We start from the raw sequence: 18,524 nt of genomic DNA, 5'->3' as shown, positions 1-18,524 counted from the left end.
GGAGGATCTGCAGCAGCTGGGGAGCGGCATGGATCCCCTGCGTCCCGCCTCGTTCGTGGAGCGCCACATCGGGCCCGGCGCGGCCGACCAGGCGGTGATGCTGGAGGAGCTGGGGCTGGCGAGTCTGGATGAGCTGGCCCGTCAGGTGGTGCCGGCCGACATCCTGCTCAGCGCCGAGGCGGCGGAGGCCGGCCTGCCCAGCCCCTGTGACGAGGCCACGGCCCTGGCCGAGCTGGCCGCGATCGCCAGCGAAAACCAGGTGGTGCGCAGCCTGATCGGCCAGGGCTATCACGCCACGGCCACCCCGGCGGTGATCCAGCGCCACGTGTTCGAGAACCCCGCCTGGTACACCGCCTACACGCCCTACCAGGCCGAGATCGCCCAGGGCCGCCTCGAAGCGCTGCTGAATTTCCAGACTCTGATCAGCGAGCTCACCGGCCTGCCGATCGCCAACGCCTCCCTGCTGGATGAGGCCACGGCCGCCGCGGAGGCGATGGCCATGGCCCGTGCCGTGGGCCGGCGCGGCGGCGCCAGCCGCTTTCTCGTGGATGCCCAGGTGCTGCCTCAGACGCTGGCGGTGCTCCGCACCCGGGCCGAACCCCTCGGCATCACGCTCACCTGCATCGATGCCGCGGCCCTGGCGGCCGGCCTGGCGAGCGATCCGGCCGCCCTGCCGGAGGAGCTGTTCGCCGATGCCTTCGGGCTGCTGCTGCAGCTCCCCTCGCAGCTGGGGCAGCTCTGGGACCCGGCGCCCCTGCTGGCCGCCGCCGGCTCCGCCGGTCTCGTGACCGCTGCGGCCATCGACCCCCTGGCCCAGGTGCTGCTGGCCCCGGTGGGGGATCTGGGGGTGGACATCGCCGTGGGCAGTGCCCAGCGGTTCGGCGTGCCGATGGGCTTCGGGGGGCCCCACGCCGCCTTCTTCGCCACCCGAGAGGCCTTCAAGCGCCAGATTCCAGGCCGGCTCGTGGGCCGTTCCCTCGATGCCGATGGCCAGCCGGCCCTGCGCCTGGCGCTGCAGACCCGCGAGCAGCACATCCGCCGGGACAAGGCCACCAGCAACATCTGCACCGCCCAGGTGCTGCTGGCGGTGATCGCCGGCTTCTATGCGATCCACCACGGCCCGGAGGGCCTCCAGGCGATCGCCGCCCGTGTGGTGCGGCTGCGGGGAGCCCTGGTGGCGGGCCTGCGGGCCCTGGATCTGCCACCAGCCCCCGGTGCCGGTTTCGACACGGTGGTCGTGCCCACCCACCGGCCTGCCGAGCTGCTGGGAGCTGCGCTGCAGGGGGGCTTCAACCTGCGCGCCCTCGAGGGCGCCGTGGCCATCAGCCTCGACGAGTGCAGCAGCCCGGAGGAGCTCGATCGGCTGCTCTCCAGCCTGGCCGCCAGTGCGGCCGTGGCCGAGCGGGCCCGGCAGGCCTGCCGCCAGGCCCTGGGCTCAGCGGATGGCATGGACGGCTGGCAGCCGATTCCCCAGCGGCAGCGGCCCTGGCTGCGGCAGCCGGTGTTCCATCTCTATCGCAGCGAAACCGAGCTGCTGCGCTACATCCAGCGGCTCGTGAGCCGCGACCTGTCGCTGGTGCACGGCATGATCCCGCTGGGCAGCTGCACGATGAAGCTGAACGCCGCCGCCGAGCTGGCTCCGGTGAGCTGGCCTGCCTTCGCCGGGATCCACCCCTTCGCCCCTGACGTCCAGACCGCCGGCTACCGGAGGCTGGCGGCCGATCTGGAAGGCTGGCTGGCCGCGATCACCGGTTTCGCCGGGGTGTCGCTGCAACCCAACGCCGGCTCCCAGGGGGAGTACGCCGGTCTGCTGGCGATCCGCGCCTGGCACCACAGCCGCGGCGAGCAGCATCGCGATGTCTGCCTGATTCCCACCAGTGCCCATGGCACCAACCCCGCCAGCGCCGTGATGGCGGGCATGCAGGTGGTGGCCGTGGCCTGCGATGAGCAGGGCAACATCGATCTGGCCGATCTGGAGGCCAAGGCCCAGCGCCATGCAGCCCGCCTGGCTGCCCTGATGGTCACCTACCCCTCCACCCACGGGGTGTTCGAGACCGCCATCCGTCGCATCTGCCAGCTGGTGCACGAGCACGGCGGCCAGGTCTATCTGGACGGCGCCAACCTCAATGCCCAGGTGGGGCTGTGCAAGCCCGGCCACTACGGCGCCGACGTCTGCCATCTCAACCTGCACAAGACCTTCTGCATCCCCCATGGGGGCGGCGGTCCGGGGGTGGGACCGATCGCGGTGGCCGAGCACCTGGTGCCCTTCCTCCCCGGGGATCCCAGCGGATCGGCGCCGGGCGGCGCCGGGCCGGTGGCGGCGGCCCCCCTCGGCAGCGCCTCGATCCTGCCGATCAGCTGGATGTACATCCGCATGATGGGCGGATCGGGCCTGCGCCAGGCCAGCCAGGTGGCCCTGCTGAGCGCCAACCTGATCGCCCGCCGGCTCGACCCCCATTTCCCCGTGCTCTACCGGGGAGCCCAGGGGCGGGTGGCCCATGAGTGCATTCTCGATCTGCGGCCGCTCAAGCGCAGCATCGGGCTGGAGGTGGACGATCTGGCCAAGCGCCTGATGGACTACGGCTTCCACGCCCCCACGGTGAGCTGGCCGGTGGCCGGCACCGTGATGGTGGAACCCACCGAGAGCGAGAGCCTCGCCGAGCTCAACCGCTTCTGCGGGGCGATGGTGGCGATCCGTGAGGAGGCCCGGGCGATCGAGGAGGGCCTGAGCGACCCTGCCGACAATCCGCTGAAGCGGGCGCCCCACACCCTGGCGAGCGTGACCAGCGACACCTGGGAGCGGCCGTACAGCCGCCAGCAGGCGGCGTTCCCGGCAGGGCAGGAGCAGCGCGCCAGCAAGTTCTGGCCGGCCGTGGCCCGGATCGACAACGCCTATGGCGACCGGAACCTGGCCTGCACCTGCCCGTCGGTTGAGGAACTGGCCCTGGCGGAGCCTTTGGCGACAGCCGCCTGAGGCGGCATGGCGCACACTGGCGGAGCAGGGACCAGGCCAGCGAAAGAATCTCTTTAGGATTCTTCCCTTGCTTTTCCCGGAAAATCTGGTGCAACTGCGCTCGTGGGCGTGGTCATGGCGCGATTCCGTGCCGGCACCCGTTCAGCGCCTGGGACTGGGCTTCAGCCAACCATCGTGTGGGGACCATGAGCGGACACCAAGACGGCAGGGACGGGGGCGACGGCCCCGGCGGTATCGAAGCTGGACTCCTGGCGGAGGCCTCCTCTTCCAGAGGGCGCGTGCTCGGGGCCGTGGAGGGCACCAATGTGGTACGGGTGGCCTTCGGCATGCGCCGCGCCCGCCGCGCCCGGCCCGAACGGCCGGACCACTGGGCCACCCTGGTGATCCCCTTCCAGCAGGCTGGAGGCGACCCCACCCCTCCCCCTCAGGCCGCCTGAGCTCAGTACTGGGCGCCGCTGCGCCGCTGGTGCACGGCCGTGGTGCCGGTGGGATCCAGCACCCCACCGCCGGTGGCCTCGGCGTAGATCAGCCAGTGGTCACCGCACTCCATGCGCTGACGCACGCAGGCCTCCAGCCAGGCGAGGGCCTCCGGCAGCACCGGCTGTCCCCCCGGGGTTTCCTCCAGGTTGAGGCCGGCAAAGCGGTCGGCGCCCGGGCTGAAGGGTTTGAGGAACTGCCGCATGGGTGCGGTCTGACGGCCTTCGGCCAGCACGTTGAGCGCGAACCGGTCGCCGATGTGGAGCAGCCCCTCCACTGCCCGGTCCTTGGCCACGGCCACCGTGAAGCCGGGGGGATTGAAACTGGCCTGGCTCACCCAGCTGGCCACCATCGCCCCCCCCAGACGGGAATCGCCGGCGGGCTTCACGGCCGTGAGCACGCAGAGCGAGCCCACCACGCGGCCCAGCGCCTGGATGGCTGGGTTGGTGCGGCTGTCATGCAGGCCTCCGGCGCTGCGCCGCTCCTGCCGTTTTCTGGCACCGAGCAGCTCCCGTCCCAGGGCGGTGCCGGTTTCCTCGATCGTCTTGATCGTGACGGCATCGGGGCTGAACTTCACCTTGATCGGCTCGAAGGCGAAGCGGAAGCCGCCATCGCGCAGCTTGGTCTCCAGCAGATCGAGCGCCTCGCCGCTCCAGCCGAAGCTGCCGAACACCCCCACCGGTTTGCTGCGGTCGCCCTCGGCCAGCACGGTGCCGAGGGCCGCCACGATCGGCGTGGGCGCGTGACCGCCCAGGGTGGGCGAGCCGATCAGCAGGGCATCGGCGGAGCGGATCACCTCCAGCAGCTGTTCGGGCTCGCTGAACTCACAGTTGAGGCTCTCCACCCGCACTCCCGTGCGGGAGACGCCCTGGGCCAGGGCATCGGCGATGGTGGCGGTGTTGCCGTAGGCGCTGGCGTAGAGCAGGGCCACGGACAGGCGGGAGCGGTTCTGTCCCTCCCCCCAGCGCCGGTAGTCGGCCAGCAGGCTGCGCCAGCTCTCGGCGATGGCGGGGCCGTGGAAGGGGGCGATGGTGCGGATGGGCAGCTCGTCGATCCGGTCGAGCACGGTGTCCACCTGCCGGGCCATGGGGGCCATCAGGCAGTCGTAGACCCAGCGCCGGTCCTCCTCGGTGCTGCTGCGGTTCGCTTCGGCGAAGGACTCCTGGCAGATGTGGGCGGAGAAGAACTTGCTGCTCATCAGCAGGCCGGTGCTTTCCTCGAACGCCATCAGGGCGCCGGGCCAGCGGGGGGTGGGCGCGGGAATCAGTCGCAGCTGCAGCCCACCGGCCAGGGGCCGGCTCGCTTCCTGCTTCACCACGTCGATCGGTGGTTGGGGCGGCAGCGGTGCCGGCTCCGGCGCCCCGGCCGGCGTCGGACGCCGTTGATCCCAGAGCTCGCGCACCAGCTTCGCCCCCGCATTGGAGGCCACCAGCGCCATCTGGGGCCAGCGGTCGGCCATGGCCCGCAGCAGTTCCACCCGGTTGGGGTTCACCACCCCCACCACCACCTTCAGAGGGGCATCGCTGGGCACCAGCTCCGCCAGGGCGGCGAAGAAGGGTTCGGCATAGGTCATCCCCGGCGGATGGATCAGCACCGGCGGCACGGTGCGTCCGCCCTCGGCGCTGCCCGACTCGAACAGGAAGCTGTTGGCCGTGGTGCCCCGCTCCAGGCCGTACTCCACCTCGAAGCGGGACCGGCGGGGGCTGAGACCCCGCAGGCACAGCAGCCCGGGCTCGAGCCGGATCACCAGCACACGCCGGTCGGACACCGGAGCGGCGGCCCCGGGGGATCCGCTGATCGAAGTCTTCATCAGTAGTGGTTGCCCACCTTGCGGTGGTGCACGGCGGTGGTGGCCTCAGTGTCGGCCACATTGCCCTCCTCCACCTCGGCGTAGATGATCCAGTGGTCGGGGCCCTCCATCCGCTGGGCCACGCGGCAGCCCAGGAAGGCCAGCGCATCGCCGAGCACGGGCCCGCCGGCCGCGGCGCCCTCCACCGTGGCCACACCCGCGAAGCGGTCGGCCCCGGGGGGGAAGCGCTTGAGGAAGTGGCGCAGCAGCTGCTGGTGGTTGTCCTCCCGCAGGATGTTGAGCACGAAGCGATCGCCCACCTGCATCAGGGATTCGATCGCCCGGTCCTTGGCCACCGCCACGGTGAGGCCCGGGGGCTCGAAGCTGGCCTGGCTCACCCAGCTGGCCACCATGGCGCTGCTGAGCGTGCCTCCATCCTCGGTGGTCTGCTGGGCGGTCACCACGTACAGACCGCCGCTGAGACGGCCCAGGGCCTTGTCGAGATCGCCGTCGAGGGCCTTCATCGCCGCGATCGTCTTCGCTTTGGTGAGCAGCTGGCCCAGGTCGGTGCCGGCCTCCTCGCAGCGCTGGTAGTCCTCCGCCTGGGGCACCTGGCGCACCCGCAGGGGATCGAAGGCCGCCTTCTGGCCGAGGCTGCGCAGCTTGGAGGCCAAGGTGTCGATCGGTTCGTCGTTGCCGCCGAAGGCGTCGTAGCAGGCCACCCACTGCTTGGGCTTGAGCGCCGCCAGCAGGGTGCCCACCGAGGCCTGCAGCTCGGCGTCGGCCCCGGCCGGCCAGGTGGGCACCACCACGGCGCTGGCCTCGCTGATCAGGGCCGTGAGCTCCTGGGCGTCGGTGGCGCGCAGATCCACCAGCTGCACCTGGGCGCCGGCCTTGCCGATGCCGCGGGCGATCGCCTGGCTCAGCCGGTCGCAGAAGCCGTACTGACTCACGTAACACACGGCGGCGTACACCTCACCGCTGCTGCGGTCGCTGCTCCACTCGCGGTAGTCGTTCACCCAGAGGCTGAGGTGGTGACGCAGCAGCGGCCCGTGGCCCACGGCGATCGTGCTGATCTCCGGCAGGGATTCCATGCGCTTCAGCGCCTGCAGCACGCTGCGGGCGTTGGGGCCCATCAGGCAGTCGTAATAGAACCGGAAATCCGGGGCGATGGCGCCGGGATCCACGTCGAAGACATGCTCGGAGCAGTAGTGCAGGCCGAAGGCATCGCAGGTGTAGAGGATGCCGGTGCCGTGGTCGAAGGAGAAGATCGTGTCGGGCCAGTGCAGGTTGGGGGCACTGAGGAAGGAGAAGCGGTGCTGCACGCCGCTCTCGGGGTTGGTGCCCAGATCCAGCTCATCGCCGCTCTTCACGGCGCGGCTGCGGAAGGGGCGGTGCACCTGGTTCTCCAGGAACTGAAGGGCCACCTTCGAGCCCACGATCAGGATCTCGGGGTTGCGATCGATCAGGTGGCCGATCAACCCGGAGTGGTCGGGTTCGGTGTGGGACACGATCAGCACATCGATCGCCTTCGGATCGATCTGCTCCTCGAGCAGGGGCAGCCAGGTGTCCGCGAACTTGAGGTGGCTTGTGTCGATCAGGGCCGTCTGCTCCCCCCGCACCAGAAAGGCGTTGTAGGTGGTGCCGTTGCGCAGGCCGAACTCGATGTCGAAGCGGCTGCGATCCCAGTCGAGCGAGCGGATGGTGGTGGTGTCGGCGGCGATCGCCTCACACTGGAGGCTGAGGCGCGGCGCCACGGCGGAGGCGGTGACCGAGGCAGTGACCGAGCCGGTGGCGGCGCCGGACGTCGTGGAGGACGTGGAGGTGGCAGCTCCCATGGGACACCCGGTGGAACGGCCTGAACTGTAAAGAGGCTGCCTGGACGGTTGACTCGCCCGGTCTCACCACCCGATGTGGTCCGGTGTGCTCGCCGCTGTTGTCAGGATGACGGCGCCAGGGTCACAGCCAGTGCCAGTCGCTGAAGCGCGCGGCCTGTCCGCAGGGCTGGCCCGCGGCGTCCCACAGCGTCCAGAGGCGTGCTCCCCGGATCCGGAAGCGCCGGCCTTGGCTGTCGATGCGCACGCCGCTGTAGCCCGTGATGGCCACGGCCGTGCGGGCGCTGTGCAGGGCCCGGCGGCGGCTGCGGCGCTCGTGGGGCTCGGCGGTGAGCTGGGAGGGCAGGCCCACCATCTCCCCCCAGCGGCGCTGCCAGAGCGTGAGGGCGGCCCGATTGGCGTAGATCAGCCGGGGGCCGGGGTCACCGCCGGGGTCGACGCCGTCGTGGGCCAGCACCGGCGCCGGGTAGCCGAAGAGGGCCTGGGCGCCCTGCAGCGGTGTGGCATCACCGCTGAGGCCAGCCAGCAATGGCCGTCCATAGGCCCGCAGGTGGGACTGCAGGATGCCCGCGGCGGCCTCGAGCGCCGGGGGCGAGTACCAGAGCGGGACGATCTCCTCGGTGTTGTCCACGGGGTTGCCGCCTCCCGCTCAGGTCTCGCCTGGCTCCCCGCCCTCGCTGCCGTTGCCCATCGCCCGTGCCAGGGCCAGGGCGGCCCGCTCCCGGCTGTGGGCCTGGAGATGCTCGAGGAAGAGCCGATTGGCCTCCGGGAAGCGGGGCTCCTCGGCCAGGGGCAGGGGCCCGGCCGCATCCAGGCCGGTGTCGCCCTCCATGGCGGGGGTGATCACCACCAGGTCGGGGGGCAGGGCGGCGTCGTAGCGCCACCAGCGGCTCGGATCCCGGATGGCGGGGTGCACCGGCTGGCTGGCGGCGGCGGCCGGATTGGCGTCGCCGCCGCGGGAGCGGGCCTGCCTGGCCAGCACCTTGCGCCGCCGCTTGGCCAGGTCGGCCAGCAGCTGGGCCCGGGAACGCCCCCGCAGCTGGAACAGCACGAAGGGGTCTTCGCTGAAGCGCTCCCCCATCAGGTAGAAGACGGCGCTCACGTGCTTGCAGGGGTTGGTCTTGTCGGGGCAGGTGCACTCGCTGCGCACCTCCTGCAGCTTGAACGGGAACAGCCGCTTGCCGCTGGCGGCGAAGGCCCGCTCGATGTCCTCGGGCATCACGCCCGCCAGCAGCTGGGCCGACCAGCGCGCCTTCTGGCTCAGGGCCTCCAGCACGAAGCCCCAGTCGTCGTCGTTGAGCACATCCAGCCAGAGCTTCACCTTGTAGGGATCGGGGCGGCGCCCCTGCACCCGGGCGTGCACCCGGCGGCCCTCGAAGCGGATCGAGGTGACGTTGCCGGAGCGGGCGTAGTCCCAGGCGCGCTCCAGCCGCTTCTTGTAGCGGTAGGAGTTGATCAGCTCCATCCACTGCTCCACCCACCAGGGCTGCTGGCTCAGGCCTTCGTCGCCGAGCTGGGTGGTGATGGGGCTCACGGTCATGGGCTGGGGATGGGGTGAGCCGGCACTTCGGTATCGCGGCCGGTCTGGGGCGAGCCGGGCGGTGGGGGGGCCGCCGGCTCCATGATGGATCGGCTCACGAGCGCCAGCACCAGGGCGTTGAGCAGATGCCAGGCCGGATGGGTGCCCAGAGGCAGCCAGGCGCACACCAGCTGATCCACGCTGCGCAGGGTGAGGGAAACGGCGAAGACCGCGGCGGCCAGCAGCAGGGTCGTCCCGCCCTGGGTTGTCCGGGACCGCAGAGCCCGTTCCCTGAGCCCCAGCAGCAGCAGCGCCAGGAGGCTGGGGCCGTAGGCCAGCGACCCATTCAGCAGCTGGGGCCAGGAGCGGCTCGCCAGGGTGGCGGCCACGAACAGGGCCTCGAGAATCAGCGCCGGGGCGTGGCTCAGGCCCATCCGCCGCTTCAGATAGAGCCAGAGGAACACCATCTGGAACAGCAGGATCGGCCCCACGTCGGCCACCAGGGCCCAGCGGCTGGCGGTGGTGTGGAACAGGGTGCTGCCGACGCCGATGGCGAGCACCAGGCCCACCAGCAGGGCGATGCCGGGATCGACCCGACCCCGGCGCCGTGGGGCCTGCCGCCAGATCCACACCGCGGCCAGAAAGAAGGCCGCGTTGGTGAGGGTGTTGACCGGTTCCCCCAGAAGCCCGGGGCCCAGCCGCTCGCAGTAGAGATCGAGTTCCATGGCCGGCGCCGTCCTACTCCTCCAGGGCCACCAGGTCCTTGAGCTGGCCCACGTCCAGCCCCCCCAGCCAGTCTTCGCCCGAGCCGACGATCTCCTCGGCCAGCTTCGACTTCTCCCGGATCATCCGGTCCACCTTCTCCTCCACCGAGCCGCTGGTGATGAACTTGTGCACCATCACCCGGTTCTGCTGGCCGATGCGGTAGGCGCGGTCGGTGGCCTGGTTCTCCACGGCGGGATTCCACCAGCGGTCGATGTGGAACACGTGGCTGGCGCGGGTGAGGTTGAGCCCCACCCCGCCCGCCTTCAGCGAGAGCAGGAACAGCTGGGGTCCGCGGGGATCCTCCTGGAAGCGGTCCACCATCGCCTGGCGTTCGGTCTTGCTGGTGCTGCCGTAGAGGAACGGCACCTCCTGGCGCCAGCGCTTCTGAAGATGGGCCTGGAGCAGCAGGCCCCATTCGGCGAACTGGGTGAACAGCAGGGCGCGGTCGCCGGCTTCGATCACCTCCTCGAGGATCTCCTCCAGCCGCTGCACCTTGGCGCTGCGGGCGGCGAAACTGGCGGGCCCGGCGCTGGAGGCCGCCTCGGCGCTCTCGCCCAGGGCCAGGGCCGGGTGGTTGCAGATCTGCTTGAGCTTGGTGAGCAGGGCCAGCACCTGGCCGTGCTTCTGGCCGAGGGGGGAGCGGGCGATGGCCTCGAGGCTGTCGTCCACCGTGCGGCTGTAGAGCTTCTTCTGCTCGGGCGAGAGGGTCACCCACTCGCTCAGCTCCACCTTCTCGGGCAGGTCCGAGATGATCGACTTGTCGGTCTTGAGCCGCCGCAGCAGGAAGGGCCCCACGCGGGCCTTTAGATCCCGCAGGGAGGCCATGTCGCCGTAGCGCTCGATCGGCAGCCGGTAGCGCTGGTGGAAGAAGCCCTCGTCACCGAGCACCCGGGGATTGAGGAAATCCATCAGGGCCCAGAGCTCGCTCACCCGGTTCTCCACCGGGGTGCCGGTGAGGGCGATGCGGAAGCGGCTGCCCTTGCCCGGCCGCCCCAGGTCGCGGGCGGCCATCGACTGCTTGGCGCTCGGATTCTTGATCGCCTGGGCCTCGTCGATCACCACCCCCTGCCAGTCGACCGTTTCCAGGAGTTCGCTGTCGCGCTGCAGCAGGCCGTAGCTGGTGAGCACCAGATCCACGCCCTTGAGGGCCTTCTTCAGGGCGGCCTCGCTGCTGGGCCGCCGCGGACCGTAGTGCTCCCGCACGCCCAGCTCCGGGGTGAAGGCGGCCGCCTCGCGCTTCCAGTTGGTGAGCACCGAGGTGGGGGCCACCAGCAGCACGGGCCGCTTCAGCTCCTCCTCGGCCTTGAGGTGCTGCAGGAAGGCCAGCAGCTGGATCGTCTTGCCCAGACCCATGTCGTCGGCCAGGCAGGCGCCCTGGTCGAACCGGTGCAGGAAGGCGAGCCAGCCCAGGCCGCGCTCCTGGTAGGGCCGCAGCTGGCCGGCGAAGCCCGGCGGTGCCGGCAGGGGGTCGGGGGCCTTCTGCTGGTGGTATTGCTCCAGCACCGCCTGCAGCCGGGGGCCGGCCGTGAAGGCGTGCACCGGCAGCCGGTGGAAGGTGTCGCCCTCGGTGGCGGTGAGCCGCAGGGCGTCGTCGAGGCTGAGGGCCGGGTCGGCGGCGCAGAAGCGCTCGGCGTTGCGCTGGTCGTTGGGCCGCAGCTCGATCCAGGCGCCCTTGTGCTGCACCAGCGGACTCCGCTTGGCGGCGAGTGTCTCGAGGTCCCGCAGGGTGAGGGTGACGCCGCCGATCATGAACTCCCAGCTCCAGTCCAGGCCCTCGCCGAGGGTGAAGCCCCTGGAGTTGGCCGGCAGTTCGGCGGTGATCGCCAGGCCGAGCCGGCTGGCCAGGCCGCCGGCCAGGCTGGCGGGCAGCACCACGCCCACACCCACATCCCGCAGCTGGGCGGCGGCGGTGCGCACCAGCACGAAGGCTTCCGCCGGGGTGAGCTGCATCGTCTCCGGCGTGGCGGAGTCGAGGCCGTGCAGGATCGGCTCGAACACGGTGAGAGCCCGGCCGAGGCCTTCCAGCAGCAGTTCACTGGGCTGGGCCACGGCCACCTCCCCCAGTTGCAGCCCCTGATCGCCGGCGGCCCAGGCCAGGGCGGCCGGCACCCGGAGGCTGGGATCGGCCTCGGCCTGCAGGCTCAGCTGCACCTCCCACAACTCATCCCCTTCCGCCGGGGTGAACAGCTCCAGGCAGGCGCGGGCCGGAGCCACCCGGCCCGCCACGCCCTCGCGCCAGTGGTGGGTGGCGATGTCGAGGCGTTCCAGCTCCTCCTCATCGAGGGGCAGGGAGCCATCCCCCTTGCCGAGGGCCTTCTGCCAGGCGGTGAGCAGGGGATCGAGGCCCGTGGTGTCGGGCCGGAAGTCCTGCCGCAGCTGGCCATCGAGCAGGGCCCCCACCAGGCTGGCCACCCGCAGCCGGCCGCTGCCCGGGCGGCGGCAGGCCAGGGACGGATCCCCCTGCAGACCGGCGGCGAGGGCGCAGGTGGCCACCTGGGGCAGGCCGGTGGCGAGGTCCTCGAGCCGGCGCCGGTCGTCCTCACGGTTGAGCAGAGGGAGCCAGCGGGCCTTGCCCTCCTCGATCTGGGGCAGCCAGCGGCCGCGGGCGATCAGGCTCAGCGACCAGCGTTGCAGGTGGGTCCACCAGCGCACGTCATCGCCGATCTCCGGGTGGTCCCCGGCCAGCGGCAGCAGGCTCAGCCACTCGGCGGCGCTGGCGGGATCGAGGGCCCAGCCCGTCACCTGCCAGGGCCACCACTGCAGCTGCTTCGGGATCGGCTCCCCGGCCTGGAGCGGCAGGCCGCTCCAGCTGCCGCCCGAGCTCCTGCGGCCGCGGGCCGCCTGCTGACGGCTGGGCAGGGTGAGGGTGGCGCGGGCGGGGCGCAGCGCCTCGGCCCAGAGCCCGTTGTCATCCAGCCATTCCGCCAGGCTGTCCTCATCGAGGGCCAGGGGGTGTTCCGGGGCGTCCCGGCCCGGCGTGGTCGGGGTGGCCACCCGCCAGGTGTCGGCCCACAGGAACAGCCGTCCCCCCGCCCCTTCCGGTGGAAACAGCCAGGTGGCGTGCAGCAGGCTCATGGGGCGGGCAGGACCGCGGCGGACGATCGGGCAGGCACGGCTAGGACCCGTTCCCCGGCCGCAGACGCCGGACCAGGACCTGGCCTCCGTGCAGCAGCACAGCGGCGCCGATCAGCGGCAGCCATGCCCGAACGAGACCCATCATCACAGTTGGTGCAACCGCCACCAGCCCGGCCGGCAGCGGTGCCGGCGGGGGCCAGGGGGCCAGAGGCGGCAGGGCGAGGCTGTGGATGCCGCAGACCGCCCCCACCAGGCCCGCCTGCAGGTGGCCGTCGTCTGGGTCGACCCGCTGCAGATGGAAGGCGAGCAGGCCGTAGAGCACGCCGCAGCCGCCGGCCCGCAGGGCGGCCTCCAGGCCCAGGGGCAGGCCCAGCAGGAGGGCGGCGACGCCGGCCCCCAGGGACCAGGCGATCGAGCGCAGGCGCAGCTGCTGGCGGGACAGGGAAGGGGCGAGCTGGCTCACGCGGACATGCCGGCCGGGCCGGACTGCTGCTGGGGGATCATGCCGCGCTGGGATCCGGGACAGAGCGCCGGGACACAGCGGTCCGTCCTCCGTAGCGTGGCGGCACTGCCACCACCTGCCCCATGCGGATCTTCGCGAGGTGGCCCGAACGCCAGGCCCACGCCGTGCGTTGGCTGCTGCTGCTGGGCTGGCTGGCCCTGATCGCTTCGCTGCTGATTCCGCCGCTGGGGACCTGGGCCCTGCGGCCGCCCCTCTGCCCCGCCGGCCTGGACTGCCACGGCCACGGCGGCAACCAGCTGTTCTGGGGCGCGGTGGTGCCCACCGGCCTGCTGATCCTGGCGGCCGGCAGCCACGAGCTCTGGCGCCGCCTCTGTCCGCTGGCCTTCGTCTCCCAGCTGTTCCGGGGCCTGGATCGCCAGCGCCGGGTGACCGGCAGGAACGGCAGGCCCCAGGTGGCCAAGGTGGAGAGCGATTCCTGGCTGGGCCGCCACCATCTGGCGCTGCAGTGGTGTCTGCTGATCGCGGGTCTGTGTCTGCGCCTGCTGGCGGTGAACAGCAGTCCGGTGGGCCTGGGCCTGCTGCTGCTGCTCACCGTGCTGGCCGCCATCGCGGTCGGCTGGGCCTACGCCGGCAGGGCCTGGTGCCAGTACGTCTGCCCGATGGGAGCCGTGCAGCAGGTGATCACCGGTCCGCGCGGGCCGCTGGCCAGTGCCGCCCACCTCGATCCCGGTCGCATCACCCAGTCGATGTGCCGCACCCTCGGCGATGACGCCCAGGAGCGCTCGGCCTGCGTGGCCTGCCAGTCGCCCTGCATCGACATCGATTCGGAGCGCACCTACTGGGCCGGATTCGAAGGCCGGCGCGGCCTGCGCTGGGCTTGGCTGTCCTATCCGGGGCTGGTGCTGGCCTTCTTCCTGCTCAGCCGCCAGCAGGGGCCCCAGGCGGTGGAGATGCTGCGCAGCGGGCTGTGGGCCTTCGACGCCGATCTGCCGGCCCGGGCCCTGGATCTGTGGCCGCGCCCCGATGCGGGCTGGGGCATGCCGCGCCTGCTGGCGATTCCGGCCCTGCTGAGCGCCGCCGGCGCCGGCAGTGTGGCGCTGTTCGGTGGGCTGGAGCGGGCGCTGCAGACCAGGCTGGCAGCGGATCACAGCGAGGAGCGGGCCCGGGCGATGGCGCGCTCACGCACCCGGCTGTTGGCCACGTTCACGGCGGTGAACCTCTTCTTCTGGTTCGCCGACCCCAGCCTCGGGGCGGCGGAGGGCAAGGTGGGCCAGTTGATCCGCTCGCTGGTGCTGATCGCCAGCGCCATCTGGCTCTACCGCGGCTGGCCCCGGGATGCGGAGGTGTACCGGCGGGAGAGCACCGGAGCCAGCCTGCGCTCCCAGCTGCGCAAGCGCTTCCCTGGCCTGGAGGCTCACCTGGGTGGGCGCACGCTCGAGGAGCTGACGCCCGGGGAGGTGTTCACCCTGGCCAAGGCGTTGCCGGCCCAGCTCGCAGCCAGCAGCCAGGCGCTCTACCGGGATGTGCTGGCCGATCTGTTCCGCGGCGGCCGTCTGGAGCGGGCCACCAGCGCGGTGCAGCTCGAGGAGCTGCGGCTTGCCCTGGGGCTGGAGGAGGCCGACCACCACACGGCCATCCGCGAACTGGAGCTCCAGGACCCCGAGCTGCTGGAGCTCGATGGCCGCCAGCGGGCCAGCCGCAACCTGCGGGAGGAGGCCGCGGCCGAGGCGATCCAGGATCTGCTTCAGTTCGCCGGCCAGCACGATCTGCGGCCTGAGCTGCTCCAGCCCTCCCAGGCCCGGCGGCTGGAGCGGATCCGCCAGGATTCCGGCCTGGAGGATGGGGCCTGGCAGCAGCTGCTGCTGCGGTTCGGCCCCCGCTCGGACTTCGCCCGTCGCCAGTTGGAGCGCGGGGTGGACGCCCTGCAGGGCGAGCTGGCCCGCCGGGCTGCCCTGGCGGTCGCCGCCCGCGACGACAACCGGATCCGCCCCCTGCTGCCGGTGTGCGATCTGCGCATCGTGGGCTGCCTGCTGCCCCTCCTGCCCCTGCTGTCGGAGTTCAGGGCCGGGGATGACGATGACCTGCTCCAGCGCTTCGCGGCCCTGCAGGCCCTGCTGCCCTCGGCGGTGGTGGGGGAGCTGCTGCGCCGTGACCTCACCCTGCTGCCCCATGCGGATCCCGGGCCTGCCCTGGAGCTCGAGCCCCTGCCGGACCCCCTGCAGGCGATCGAGGAGCTCTGGAACGACCCCGATCCGGAGAATGCGGTGTGGGTGTTGTGGCTGCTGGAGCAGCGGGATCCGGCCCGGGCCGCCCGCCTGCGCCGCACCCCCCGCACGGGTCTGCCGGTCACGCCCCATCTCCAGGGCCTGATGGATGGACGCCCCCTGGCCGAGGCCCCCCTGCTGGAACTGCTGCTGCGGGTGCCTCTGCTGGCGGAGCTCTCCCCCTCGGCCCTGTTCAACGTGGCGTCCTGGGGGACCCTGCAGGCCTGGCCGGCCGGTGCTCCGCTCCTGCAGGCCGGCGAGGAGGCGGCCTGGATGGCGATCCTGCTGGAGGGCTCGGTGCTGGTCAGCGGCGTCGACTGGCAGGCGCGGGTAACCGCCGGGGAGACCCTTGGCGAGATGGCCCTGCTGAGCGGGCGCTCCCGGGGTTCGGCCGCCACCGCCGAGAAGCCCGTGCAGGCGCTGGTGTTCGATGCGGGGGCCTTCGAGCAGTTGCTGCACCAGTCCTCGGGCTTCGCCCGCAGCCTGCTGCGTCAGCAGACCCGCAGGATCGAGGGGATGCAGGGGGAGCAGTGCTGAACAGCCGGGCCCGGAAGCCGCTGAGCGATCATGCCCGTTCCCGGGTTGACGCGCTGAGCCATGGCCGCTGCCACTCCCCCCACCGGTCGTTCCCCGATCGCTCCGCCCCGCAGTGGCGCCGACATCCGCTCGGCCTTTCTCGCTTTCTATGAGCAGCGCGGCCACCGGCGGATGCCGAGTGCCTCGCTGGTGCCGGACGACCCCACGGTGCTGCTCACCATCGCCGGCATGCTGCCCTTCAAGCCGGTGTTCCTGGGACAGGCGGAGCGGCCGGCACCGCGGGCCACCAGCAGCCAGAAGTGCATCCGCACCAACGACATCGAGAACGTGGGCCGCACGGCGCGCCACCACACCTTCTTCGAGATGCTGGGGAACTTCTCCTTCGGCGATTACTTCAAGGAGCAGGCGATCCAGTGGGCCTGGGAGCTCTCCACCGAGGTGTTCGGCCTCTCCCCGGCCAACCTCGTGGTGAGCGTCTTCCGGGAAGACCACGAAGCCGAGGCGATCTGGCGTGAGGTGGTGGGGGTGAACCCCAGACGGATCATCCGCATGGACGAGGCCGACAACTTCTGGGCGTCCGGTCCCACCGGCCCCTGCGGCCCCTGCTCGGAGATCTACTACGACTTCAGGCCCGAACTGGGCGATGACGGCATCGATCTGGAGGACGACAGCCGCTTCATCGAGTTCTACAACCTGGTGTTCATGCAGTACAACCGCGACGCGGAGGGCAGCCTCACGCCGCTGGCGAACCGCAGCATCGACACCGGCATGGGCCTCGAGCGCATGGCCCAGATCCTCCAGGGCGTTCCCAACAACTACGAGACCGATCTGATCTACCCGCTGATTGAAACCGCCGCAGCTCTGGCGGGCGTGGACTACCGCCAGCTGGAGCAGAAGGGCCAGACGAGCCTGAAGGTGATCGGCGACCACAGCCGCGCCATCACCCAGCTGATCGGCGATGGGGTGAGCGCCAGCAACCTCGGCCGCGGCTACATCCTGCGGCGGCTGCTGCGCCGGGTGGTGCGCCACGGCCGGCTGCTGGGCATCGACCGACCCTTCCTCAAGACGATGGGGGAGGCCGCGATCGCCCAGATGCGCCAGGCCTATCCACAGCTCGACGAGCGCCGCACCGTGATCCTGGCGGAGCTGGAGCGGGAGGAGGGCCGCTTCCTCGAAACCCTGGAGCGGGGCGAGAAGCTGCTGGCCGACGTGCTGGCCACCGGCCCGCGGCAGATCAGCGGCGATCAGGCCTTCGAGCTCTACGACACCTACGGTTTCCCCCTCGAGCTCACCCAGGAGATCGCCGAGGAACAGGGCCTCACGGTGGATCTGGAGGGTTTCGAGGCCGCCATGGAGGCCCAGCGCCAGCGGGCCAAGGCCGCGGCGGTGAGCATCGACCTCACCCTGCAGGAGGCCATCGATGCGGTGGCGGCGGATCTGGAGGCCACCGCCTTCCGCGGTTACGAGGCCCTGGAGCACCCCAGCTGCGTGCTGGCCCTGGTGGTGAACGGCGAGCCCGCCGAGCGGGCCGCAGCCGGTGATGCGGTGCAGATCGTGCTCGATTCCACCCCCTTCTACGGCGAAGGCGGCGGGCAGGTGGGCGACCGCGGCGTGCTGCTCGGCGGCGGCGACCAGACGGCGGTGGATGCCGGGGTGATCGTGAGCATCGAGGCCGTGAGCCGCAACCGCAGCGTGTTCGTGCACAGCGGCCGGGTGGAGCGGGGCGCGCTGGCCGTTGGGGATCTGGTCACGGCCCGGGTGGATGGCGCCTGCCGCCGCCGGGCCCAGGCGAACCACACCGCCACCCACCTGCTGCAGGCGGCCCTCAAGCAGGTGGTGGATCCGGACATCGGCCAGGCCGGCTCGCTGGTGGACTTCGATCGCCTCCGCTTCGACTTCCACTGCCCCCGGGCTGTGACGCCGGAGGAGCTGGAGCGGATCGAGGCCCTGATCAACGCCTGGATCAGCGAGGGCCATGCCCTGGTGGTGGAGGAGATGGCGATCGATCAGGCCAGGGCCGCCGGTGCCGTGGCGATGTTCGGCGAGAAGTACGGAGAGGTGGTGCGGGTGGTGGACGTGCCGGGCGTGTCCATGGAGCTCTGCGGCGGCACCCACGTGGCCAACACCGCCGAGATCGGGGTGTTCAAGATCGTGGCCGAGAGCGGCGTGGCCGCCGGGATCCGCCGCATCGAGGCGGTGGCGGGCCCGGCGGTGCTGAGCTACCTGCAGGAGCGCGATGCGGTGGTGAAGGCCCTTGGCGATCGCTTCAAGGCCCAGCCGGGCGAGATCGTGGAGCGGGTGACGGCGCTGCAGGACGACCTGAAGGCGAGCCAGAAGGCCCTCGCATCGGCACGGCAGGAGCTGGCCCTGGCCCGCTCGGCCGCCCTGGTGACGCAGGCCGAAGCCGTGGGGGCGGCCGCTGCCGGCGATGGGGGCGGCGAGCCCTTCCAGCTGCTGGTGGCCCGTCTCGATGGCGTGGAGGGGGCGGCCCTGCAGAACGCCGCCCAGGAGCTGGTGGATCAGCTGGGCGCCACCGCCGCGGTGGTGCTGGGCGGGCTGCCGGATCCCACCGATCTGGGCAAGGTGGTTCTGGTGGCGGCCTTCGGTGCGGCCTTGGTCGCCGCCGGCCAGAAGGCTGGCCCGTTCATCGGCGCTGTGGCCAAGGCGTGCGGCGGTGGCGGCGGCGGCCGGCCCAACCTGGCCCAGGCCGGCGGACGCAACGGGGCAGCGCTGGACGGGGCCCTCGAGCAGGCCCGGCAGAGCCTGCGGGCGGCCCTGGGCTGAGGGCCAGTCTCCAGGGCCAGCCGGCCTGGAGCAGCCCATAAT

11 protein-coding genes are annotated in these 18,524 nt (G+C 71.7%); 4 read left to right on the top strand and 7 right to left on the bottom strand.

Going from position 1 to position 18,524, the window contains the following annotated elements; translation table 11 throughout:
• Positions 1-28 precede the first annotated feature (28 nt).
• Both gcvP and CPCC7001_RS09055 read left to right on the top strand, forming a co-directional pair.
• On the top strand, positions 29-2,974 hold the full coding sequence (gcvP, locus tag CPCC7001_RS09060) for an aminomethyl-transferring glycine dehydrogenase (protein ID WP_043369843.1): 2,946 nt from the start codon (positions 29-31) through the stop codon (positions 2,972-2,974).
• A 185-nt stretch (positions 2,975-3,159) separates the two neighbouring features.
• A complete protein-coding gene (locus CPCC7001_RS09055; RefSeq protein ID WP_225867213.1) occupies positions 3,160-3,411 on the top strand; it encodes a hypothetical protein in 252 nt (83 codons plus the stop codon).
• Between the two features lie 2 nt (positions 3,412-3,413).
• Here the strand turns inward: CPCC7001_RS09055 and CPCC7001_RS09050 are convergent, their stop codons facing one another.
• The 7 genes from CPCC7001_RS09050 to CPCC7001_RS09020 all read right to left on the bottom strand — a co-directional run bounded on the left by CPCC7001_RS09050 (position 3,414) and on the right by CPCC7001_RS09020 (position 12,897).
• The gene (locus CPCC7001_RS09050) at positions 3,414-5,261 is read right to left on the bottom strand and encodes a diflavin flavoprotein (RefSeq protein WP_006909512.1); all 1,848 of its coding nucleotides are present in this window, start codon (positions 5,259-5,261) and stop codon (positions 3,414-3,416) included.
• Positions 5,261-7,078 carry a diflavin flavoprotein gene (locus CPCC7001_RS09045; protein ID WP_006911352.1) on the bottom strand — a complete coding sequence of 606 codons (1,818 nt, stop codon included), beginning with the start codon at positions 7,076-7,078 and terminating at the stop codon, positions 5,261-5,263. Before CPCC7001_RS09045 ends, CPCC7001_RS09050 begins: the two co-directional genes overlap by 1 nt.
• A 121-nt stretch (positions 7,079-7,199) precedes the next feature.
• A complete protein-coding gene (locus tag CPCC7001_RS09040) occupies positions 7,200-7,706 on the bottom strand; it encodes an MEKHLA domain-containing protein (RefSeq protein ID WP_006909136.1) in 507 nt (168 codons plus the stop codon).
• An 18-nt stretch (positions 7,707-7,724) separates the two neighbouring features.
• Complete coding sequence (locus tag CPCC7001_RS09035; protein ID WP_006911058.1) at positions 7,725-8,615, bottom strand: SWIM zinc finger family protein; 891 nt, start codon at positions 8,613-8,615, stop codon at positions 7,725-7,727.
• Positions 8,612-9,319 carry a ceramidase domain-containing protein gene (locus tag CPCC7001_RS09030; protein WP_006911373.1) on the bottom strand — a complete coding sequence of 236 codons (708 nt, stop codon included), beginning with the start codon at positions 9,317-9,319 and terminating at the stop codon, positions 8,612-8,614. The genes CPCC7001_RS09035 and CPCC7001_RS09030 overlap by 4 nt, the downstream gene beginning before the upstream one ends.
• A gap of 13 nt (positions 9,320-9,332) precedes the next feature.
• A complete protein-coding gene (locus CPCC7001_RS09025; protein WP_006910988.1) occupies positions 9,333-12,434 on the bottom strand; it encodes a DEAD/DEAH box helicase in 3,102 nt (1,033 codons plus the stop codon).
• A gap of 40 nt (positions 12,435-12,474) precedes the next feature.
• A complete protein-coding gene (locus CPCC7001_RS09020; protein WP_006911488.1) occupies positions 12,475-12,897 on the bottom strand; it encodes a hypothetical protein in 423 nt (140 codons plus the stop codon).
• A 122-nt stretch (positions 12,898-13,019) separates the two neighbouring features.
• Here CPCC7001_RS09020 and CPCC7001_RS09015 point away from each other — a divergent pair, with 122 nt between their 5' ends.
• Both CPCC7001_RS09015 and alaS read left to right on the top strand, forming a co-directional pair.
• The gene (locus tag CPCC7001_RS09015; RefSeq protein WP_006909878.1) at positions 13,020-15,698 is read left to right on the top strand and encodes a cyclic nucleotide-binding domain-containing protein; all 2,679 of its coding nucleotides are present in this window, start codon (positions 13,020-13,022) and stop codon (positions 15,696-15,698) included.
• 60 nt (positions 15,699-15,758) lie between these two features.
• Positions 15,759-18,482: an alanine--tRNA ligase gene (alaS, locus tag CPCC7001_RS09010; protein ID WP_006909309.1), complete on the top strand. Its 2,724-nt coding sequence runs from the start codon at positions 15,759-15,761 to the stop codon at positions 18,480-18,482.
• The last annotated feature ends 42 nt before the right edge of the window (positions 18,483-18,524 follow it).

It is taken from the genome of Cyanobium sp. PCC 7001 (assembly GCF_000155635.1).
Taxonomy (GTDB): Bacteria; Cyanobacteriota; Cyanobacteriia; order PCC-6307; family Cyanobiaceae; genus NIES-981.
The sequence above is the reverse complement of the archived record's forward strand: the minus strand, read 5'-3'. Positions and strand labels throughout refer to the sequence as shown.

Bases quoted from the DNA above. Each gene is read 5' to 3' on its own strand.
- gcvP (WP_043369843.1), top strand. From the start codon at position 29: ATGGATCCCCTGCGTCCCGCCTCGTTCGTGGAGCGCCACATCGGGCCC.
- CPCC7001_RS09055 (WP_225867213.1), top strand. From the start codon at position 3,160: ATGAGCGGACACCAAGACGGCAGGGACGGGGGCGACGGCCCCGGCGGT.
- CPCC7001_RS09050 (WP_006909512.1), bottom strand. From the start codon at position 5,261: ATGAAGACTTCGATCAGCGGATCCCCCGGGGCCGCCGCTCCGGTGTCC.
- CPCC7001_RS09045 (WP_006911352.1), bottom strand. From the start codon at position 7,078: ATGGGAGCTGCCACCTCCACGTCCTCCACGACGTCCGGCGCCGCCACC.
- CPCC7001_RS09035 (WP_006911058.1), bottom strand. From the start codon at position 8,615: ATGACCGTGAGCCCCATCACCACCCAGCTCGGCGACGAAGGCCTGAGC.
- CPCC7001_RS09030 (WP_006911373.1), bottom strand. From the start codon at position 9,319: ATGGAACTCGATCTCTACTGCGAGCGGCTGGGCCCCGGGCTTCTGGGG.
- CPCC7001_RS09025 (WP_006910988.1), bottom strand. From the start codon at position 12,434: ATGAGCCTGCTGCACGCCACCTGGCTGTTTCCACCGGAAGGGGCGGGG.
- CPCC7001_RS09015 (WP_006909878.1), top strand. From the start codon at position 13,020: ATGCGGATCTTCGCGAGGTGGCCCGAACGCCAGGCCCACGCCGTGCGT.
- alaS (WP_006909309.1), top strand. From the start codon at position 15,759: ATGGCCGCTGCCACTCCCCCCACCGGTCGTTCCCCGATCGCTCCGCCC.